Origin of the sequence: Microcystis sp. LE18-22.4A, from assembly GCF_027531105.1 — a bacterium.
Taxonomy (GTDB): domain Bacteria; phylum Cyanobacteriota; class Cyanobacteriia; order Cyanobacteriales; family Microcystaceae; genus Microcystis; species Microcystis aeruginosa.
The window spans coordinates 1-7,091 of record NZ_JAPZRB010000252.1 but is presented as its reverse complement, the minus strand read 5'-3'; the positions used below and the strand labels follow the sequence as shown (position 1 = coordinate 7,091).

8 protein-coding genes are annotated in these 7,091 nt (G+C 42.6%); 5 read left to right on the top strand and 3 right to left on the bottom strand.

The window, feature by feature from the left end; translation table 11 throughout:
• Positions 1 to 129: 129 nt before the first annotated feature.
• From O9295_RS11645 to O9295_RS11635, 3 genes are all read right to left on the bottom strand, one after another.
• Positions 130 to 336: a hypothetical protein gene (locus O9295_RS11645; RefSeq protein WP_288033039.1), complete on the bottom strand. Its 207-nt coding sequence runs from the start codon at positions 334 to 336 to the stop codon at positions 130 to 132.
• Positions 337 to 338: 2 nt separating this feature from the next.
• Positions 339 to 560, bottom strand: coding sequence for a hypothetical protein (locus tag O9295_RS11640; RefSeq protein WP_288033037.1), 222 nt, complete (start codon positions 558 to 560; stop codon positions 339 to 341).
• A 175-nt stretch (positions 561 to 735) separates the two neighbouring features.
• Complete coding sequence (locus tag O9295_RS11635; protein WP_002763527.1) at positions 736 to 945, bottom strand: type II toxin-antitoxin system HicB family antitoxin; 210 nt, start codon at positions 943 to 945, stop codon at positions 736 to 738.
• 203 nt (positions 946 to 1,148) lie between these two features.
• On the opposite strand from O9295_RS11635, the gene O9295_RS11630 reads away from it, so the two are divergent.
• The 5 genes from O9295_RS11630 to O9295_RS11610 form a co-directional block, all read left to right on the top strand.
• Positions 1,149 to 2,441, top strand: a complete 1,293-nt coding sequence (locus O9295_RS11630; protein ID WP_288033036.1) for a sugar ABC transporter substrate-binding protein — start codon at positions 1,149 to 1,151, stop codon at positions 2,439 to 2,441.
• A gap of 2 nt (positions 2,442 to 2,443) precedes the next feature.
• Positions 2,444 to 3,754 carry a mechanosensitive ion channel family protein gene (locus tag O9295_RS11625; protein WP_288033035.1) on the top strand — a complete coding sequence of 437 codons (1,311 nt, stop codon included), beginning with the start codon at positions 2,444 to 2,446 and terminating at the stop codon, positions 3,752 to 3,754.
• A 350-nt stretch (positions 3,755 to 4,104) separates the two neighbouring features.
• Positions 4,105 to 4,578 carry a hypothetical protein gene (locus O9295_RS11620; RefSeq protein WP_190723198.1) on the top strand — a complete coding sequence of 158 codons (474 nt, stop codon included), beginning with the start codon at positions 4,105 to 4,107 and terminating at the stop codon, positions 4,576 to 4,578.
• Between the two features lie 32 nt (positions 4,579 to 4,610).
• Positions 4,611 to 6,800 (top strand): coiled-coil domain-containing protein, encoded by a 2,190-nt coding sequence (locus O9295_RS11615; RefSeq protein ID WP_147071071.1) that lies wholly within the window; start codon positions 4,611 to 4,613, stop codon positions 6,798 to 6,800.
• 179 nt (positions 6,801 to 6,979) lie between these two features.
• Positions 6,980 to 7,091, top strand: a 112-nt coding sequence (locus O9295_RS11610; RefSeq protein ID WP_288032057.1) for a helix-turn-helix domain-containing protein, incomplete at its 3' end; no start/stop codon positions are given.

Below are 7,091 nucleotides of genomic sequence, written 5' to 3'. Positions count from 1 at the left end.
GAAAATTGTCTGAGCAATTTTTTGATAATTGACCACTGTTACATTTGGTAAATCGAGGAGTTGATCAAAATTTATCCACATAACCCACCTCCTGTTCTGTGTTACTATTATACCATGCTCACACAGAACCTAGAAGAGCCCTTTTCCTGTAACCCTTACCCCTTTTGTGCCAATTTGTTCTGTTTTAGTCGTTGTTTTTCCTTTCACTATTTGATCAATTTCAGCATCTAGTTCTCCCGCTTCAAAGTCATCTAAACCAACTTGGCTGATTTCCCCTGCTTGAATTTCCTGTCCTAAAATTCGTAACTCCTCAGCAAAAAGAGGATCTTCAGCCAAAATTATATCCAACTTTTTGGTAATAGTTTCAATGTCCGTACTGTCTCCACTTTCCAATTTAGCCAATGCTTCATTGACCTTGACCGATTTTCCTTTCTCCACAATACAGGAATTTTCGCCACAGCCTCCGCCGTAAAGCGTTGGGCTAAATCTCCTGTACCTGATTTAATGAACTCTTGGATTGCCAGAGTTACCAGTACACTCGCGGTTAAAGGGTCAGTCATCTTTAACTCCTTCAGGGTTTGGGTTGAGAGATTCTCTGTTCAGCGTAAGCCTTACGCCTCTAACGGTTTAGGGGATTACTCTCATAATAAAGCAAAAATTACTTATTGGCTGACGTTTTCATCATTTATTTCGGGGTTGTCGGTTCTGACTGAAATGTAATAGAGGATATTTGGGCTACGCGGAAATAGCCTGGGGACGTGGGAGAGATTTGCCTTGTGCAGTGTAGTCTTCGATAAGGAGATATAGAACTTCAAGGGCATTTTGTAGGGCTGCATTGTAGGTTTCACCATGGGTATGAGTATAGGGTCCAAACTCAGGTAGATGGGCGATAAATTTTTGGTCTTCATCTGACCATTGAATGGTGATGCTGTAGTGATGGGTCATGGGGTGTTTTCCTCCTCTAGATTTTGTAGTTCTTGCAGGGCGTTTTGGACTAATTCTATTATGGCAGCCGATAGTAACTGGGATTATTGCTATACTGGTGGCTCTTGACAAAAAATCATGTTAATTATTTTTCTGATGAAGATTATTATTCACCTTTTCATGTACTATGAATAGATGGCAAGATTGTTGAAGGATCACGAGCGATGCAATTTCTAAGGCTCAGAGTTAAAACTGCTTGGAGAAGTAAAAAAATAAGGGGAATTATATCGCTCCTATTGCTTTTTATCTTGATGCCAATTTTTCTTTATGCTTGTTTTAGTGATCTTCCTAACCAATCATCGGAGCAACTGCAAGGAACCCTTTTGGTTTGGTATCCAGAAGAGGGCAATTTAACTGAAGTAGTAGGTCTCGGTTTGCAAGAGTTTGAAAAATTAAATCCGCAGGTGACAATTCTTGAACAAGCTATTCCTGTTGATGAGATACCCGAACGTTTTTTTAAACAATCTCAAAGCGGATTGGGTGCGAGTGTTATTCTAATTTTTTCGAGAAATATACCCAGATTAGTATCCCAAGGAGTACTGGAGGAAATTGACCAGAACAATCTAGATTTATCTATTTATTATCCCCCGACGCTGAAACAAGTTAGCTATCAAGGAAAAATCTATGGCATTCCCTTAGGTTCTCGTACAAATGTACTGTGTTATAATCAAAAAAAATTACAAGTTAGTCCCGATCCGCTGCTGAAGCAACCTCCCACCAGTTTAGGGGGATTAGTGGAACGTGCGCGCAAAGGCTATTCTGTGGGGATAGTTTCCTCTTTTGAAGATACTTTTTGGGGAATGGCAATTTTTGGCGGCTATTTGTGGGATGATCAGGGTCGGCTGCAGCCTCGTCTATATGGTTGGGCAAAATGGCTAGAATGGCTAAAATTTGCCTCGTCACAGCCTAATTTTATCCTCAATCGTCAACGGGAATTACTTCATGATGCCTTTGCTGGAGGTCGCTTAACCTATTATGTGTGTAATTCTATTGAAATTGCCGATTTAAAAAACAGCCTACAAGATGATCTCAGAGTCGCTTTACTTCCCCAAGAAACTCAGGGTAAAGCAGCACCAATTCTCTATACACGGGTGATGGTATTTAATCGCAATAATAGTGATAATGAAAATAGTTTGGGGTTAGCTTTAGGAAAATTTCTCTCTAATCCCGAACAACAATTACAAGCAATCATCCAAACAGAAAGTTTTATTCCCACTAATCGACGGGTGCAGATCGAAGGAAATTTACTACCGCTCGAATCGGTATTATTACAACAATCTCAAAATGCCGTGGCAGTACCTCTGGATGATTGGGAAAAGTTGAATAAAATTTTAGAAGAAGGAGAATTTTGGTATGAAAGAGCGATCGCTGGTGAAATATCTTCCTCAGCAGCAGCCCAAAAACTGACACTTTATATTCAATCAGGTCTCGATCAGGAAGTCAGGAAAATAAATTAATTATGAACAACAATATCCCCTCTCTTTCGGAAATAATCGCTAACCAATTATTATTTTTAGGACGCAGGAATGTTCAAAGTCAATTAGCGATCATTTTTCTGTCTTTAATTCTTGCTTGGTTATTATCAAAATGGTTATGGTCTTACTTAGAAAAAAGATTTACTCCCGTCACCAGTTTTATCCATAGTGATAAAAAATTAACCCTCCGTCAATATTTTGCTATCCTGATACAGTTTCTTAATTTCCCAGTTATTAGTCTAATTTTACTTGACTTAAAGTATCTAATTTTTTTCAGTCAAAACTGGACAAGAGGAATGATTAATTTATCCATACAATTAATATTTTTTTATTTGATTTATCGTTGTTTATTAGCTGGATTATACGCTAGGTTTTCCGTCAATACAATTAAATATTATCATGGTCGGCTTTTAGCACCTTTATTGGTATTATTCCTCCTGAGAAATATTATTGGTGTTTACAATAATATTCAAGAAATTGCCCAAGTATCTCCCTTCAATTTATTCAATAGTCCGATCACACTGAGAAGCATATTTATTTTGATAATAGCTCCCTATTTTCTGGTAATTATTGTTGTTCTTATAGAGAGTATAATTCTGAGCATTACTAATTTAAATCAGCAAGCGAGTCGCGGTGAAATTGAAGCAACTTTACTGTTAGGACGTTATTTTTTCATTGTCTTAGGTTTTATTATCATCTTGGGTTATGTGGGAGTTAATGCAACGGCAATAGCGGCAATTACTGGCGGTTTATCGGTGGGTATTGGTTTCGGTATGCAGCAAGTGGTAAGTAATTTCATTAGCGGTATTTTACTATTATTTGAAAAAGTTCTCAAACCCGGTGATATCATTAATATTGAAGGACAGACTTCTCAGGTAAAAAAGCTAGGTATTCGAGCGACAACAGTGCAAATTCTTACAGACAATTCCGAAAAAATTATTCCCAATCAAAAGTTTTTTACTGAGGATGTCACCACCTACACGGGTAGTGATAACTTGATTTATTGTTCAGTTGTTATCGGAGTTGGTTATAATTCTAACGCCCAACAAGTGATGAATTTATTGCTAGACATTGCCGCTCAACATCTTCACATACTTAAAAACCCCGAACCAGTAGCCTTTTTTCTGAATTTTGATCATTCTAGTTTAAACTTTGAATTAAAGTTCTGGTTGGATGATGTCAACAGGAAAAAGCGAGTAATTAGTGATATTAATTGTGTTATTCTTGATAGGTTTACTCAACAGGGTATCGAGATTCCCTTCCCGCAGCAAGATATTCACATTCGCAATAATTAGCAATTTATCCCAGTCAAAAACCCTATCGGATTATTTTCATCTGAAAATATATCACTTTCACTTATTAAATGTATGTATTTATAGCGTTTCCTAAGCTAGTGAGGTACACCTATTTTTCTTCCCTTTTGCCTTCTGCCTCTTCCCTTTTGCCTAAAACCCATAACTTTTGTACCTCAGCAGACTGAAAAACGCTATATTGTTTTTTATTAATGGCTTATATCTTGACATAAAAACAATTTTAATATACTATCATGGTAGAGATAGTATATTCAGAAATCCTCAATAATCTAGAATCAAAATATCCCAGATTAATCTATCGATTTTAACAGGAAAATATCGAGGTTTTGCTCATGATTTTTCGTCCTACTTGGCTCGGCACTTTATCGCTTGCCCTTGCCTTAAATTGGCCCCTTAGTGCCTCAGAAACCTGCGTCCCGATACCTTTGATCGGTGGTCAAGGAAACCAAGTAACCAAGACCGTTTCTCAACCGACCGTTCCCAGTGTGTTCGGTGTCGATATCACTCGCAATAACTGGAATACCGATTGGGCGGTTCCGAGCGATCGCAGCTGGCAAAAATTCGTGGCCACTATATCCTCGGATGAGGGTGGTTCCTTCGATATCCAGATGTACCTCAAGTACAGCGATCAAACCACGGGACAGTTTTTTAACCAACAAGATGTACGGATCGACCCGGGTAAACCCCTGACTATTACCGCCACACCGGAACCCAACGATGAACCCTATCAAGTCAATCTTTTTATCGGTGGTGTCAACCATTTCGGCAAGACCTACACGGTAACCGTTGTCGGCTGCTACCGCTAGATCGTTTTTTTAATAGTGAGGAGTGAAAAATTATGGGATTCTCGCCATGCCGCCTGCTGATCTGGACTTTGTTCGGTTTATCGTTTCCCGTCCCCAGTGTTCTTGCCGAAGCGATAGATGACGGGAAAGCGATCGCTCCCGTGACCGTTGCCCCTTCCTTCTGCGAGGGTTTTACCCCCTTGACCAATAGGGTCGCCCCCTTGCTATTCGAGGGGGAAACCCGAACCGAGGAATTACCGGACAGTGCCTGTGCCAAGGAGCTGGCGGGAGTAGGAGCGCCCGTTTTGCCAGCCTCTCCCCTCACAGAACCCACCCCGGCTGCGACCCCGATCGCACCGGAAAATCCCGCTCCCCAGGGCCAAGAGGATCGAGGTTGGCAGATTAAATTTCAGCCCTACGCGACCATTCCGATCAGTACCTACGGAACCGCAACGGCCCGGGGACGTACCGTCAGCTATCATCTCGATCTCGGGGAAGTGTTACAATCGCTCCGGGTGACGGGTAGCGCGCGCGTGGAAGCCTGGAACGGTCGTTTCGGTTTGATTTTCGACGGTTATTACGCCAGCTTGAGAAACGTGATCGACCGGCAGAAGACAAGGGTTCGACAGCCGAATTTTATCGACTCCTTGAATTGGTTGCTGAGTCGGGATGCCAGCCAGAGAATTCAAAAAGCGATCAATGGACTCGAAGGCATCTCCCAGTCGGTCGATCGGATACAAGGATTAAAAGAAGAGGGGAGCTTTCAAGAGGCAGGAGACAAAATTCGAGCGTTACGACAGGATATCGCCCTAAAAACCGAACAATTAAGCCAATTACCAGCGGCGGCCGAAGAAGTGCGCGATCAGATACGGCAGGAAGTCGCCCTTCGGGAGGAACAGTTACAGGAACTGGAAACGGCGATCAATAACGCTCGGCAACGTTTTCAGCAAGAGATCGTTCCGAAAATCGAGCAGGCGCAGGAACTGAAGACGACCCTCGCAGAAATTCGACAGGAGGTGCAGCAAGAGGTCGAGCGAAAAGCCGAGCGCTTAAACGAATTTAAACAGGCTCTTGACAGCCTTCAAGGACAATTGGCCGAACGCCAGAATACTTTACAAGAAATGGTCGTAAAAATTCAGACTCTCCCCGACGTGGATATAGGTGAGATTCGGGATAATATCGATATTCGAGATCTCCGGGATTTAGAGCAGAAAATAGCAGAATTACCCCGCGATCCTGCCTTTAGCGATCGGCTAGGAAATTTAAAGGATTTTCAAGAAAAGCTCTCGCAAATACAGGAAGCACTGGCTAGAGGGCAGGAAAAAATTCAAGAATTGCGGGGGTTAAAAGATAGCGAACCCCTGCAACAACTGCAAGCGAAGATTCAAGAGTTACGGGAGCTAAAAGATAGGGAACCCCTACAACAACTACAAGGGAAGATTGAGGAGTTGCGGCAGACTAAAGATAGCGAAATCCTCCAACAATTGCAAGCAAAAGTTCAGGAGCTACAGCAGTTAAAAGATAGCGAACCCCTGCAACAACTGCAAGCGAAACTCCAAGAGTTACGGGGGTTAAAAGATAGCGAACCCCTGCAACGACTCGAACAAGAAATTCAGAACGCCCGAGAATCGCTCGAACAACTAGAACAAACAATGCAACAGGTACAAGAATTCGCCGACAATCGCCAATTACAGCAACTCGAAGCGGATTCGGAAACAAACCTACAATTCGATCAGGGCATCTACGATTTCGCCGTCAGTTACCATATCGGCGCTCCGATCAGCCACGAACTGCCCGAAAAACCCTCTAATCGCTCTTTTCCCTTAATTTGGTTCCAGCCCTATGCGGGCCTTCGTCTCAATAGTATTAGTATCGATATCGAGCAAACGCTTACCGTACAACTATCCAGTCCCCTCGTCAACTTCAGCCAAACTTTCCAACAAACCTTCAGTCAGGGGAGAACTTGGTTTGAACCGCTCCTCGGCGGTAAATTTGGGGTACAGGTGTCCGATCCGATCACTTTCTGGATTCGGGGAGACGCTTCCGGTTTCGGGCTGGCCGGCGATACAGATCTAAGCTGGAACCTCCTGTTTGGAGTCGATTGCTGGGTGAATCGCCAAATTTCCCTGCAATTCGCCTATCGTTTCTACGGGATCGAGTATAAAAACGGTAGTGGCGATAACGCGTTCGGTTTTACGCAAAACTTTAACGGACCCTTTCTCGCCGCCACTTTTCACTTTTAACTTAGTGTCAGCATTCATCCCTCGCGCTTAGCGCGATGGGACGGGGCTTTTAAAGGGCCCAAGTAATTCGCCCCAGGGTTCCCCTCATCGAAAATTTGGGTCTGAAACCCCGTCGTTCTACGACGGCTTTACTGTTAAATATGAGCATCGTTTACGAAATATATGCTAAAATGTGAGGTATGGAAAAAGCCTATTCGTTTCGATTTTACCCAACACCCGAACAAGAGTCGCTATTGCGGCGCACATTGGGCTGTGTAAGATTAGTTGACAACAAAGCTCTCCACGAACGAA

Excerpts from the sequence above, each read along its gene's own strand:
- O9295_RS11635 (WP_002763527.1), bottom strand. The coding sequence starts at position 945 with ATGACCCATCACTACAGCATCACCATTCAATGGTCAGATGAAGACCAA.
- O9295_RS11625 (WP_288033035.1), top strand. The coding sequence starts at position 2,444 with ATGAACAACAATATCCCCTCTCTTTCGGAAATAATCGCTAACCAATTA.
- O9295_RS11640 (WP_288033037.1), bottom strand. The coding sequence starts at position 560 with ATGACTGACCCTTTAACCGCGAGTGTACTGGTAACTCTGGCAATCCAA.
- O9295_RS11620 (WP_190723198.1), top strand. The coding sequence starts at position 4,105 with ATGATTTTTCGTCCTACTTGGCTCGGCACTTTATCGCTTGCCCTTGCC.
- O9295_RS11630 (WP_288033036.1), top strand. The coding sequence starts at position 1,149 with ATGCAATTTCTAAGGCTCAGAGTTAAAACTGCTTGGAGAAGTAAAAAA.
- O9295_RS11615 (WP_147071071.1), top strand. The coding sequence starts at position 4,611 with ATGGGATTCTCGCCATGCCGCCTGCTGATCTGGACTTTGTTCGGTTTA.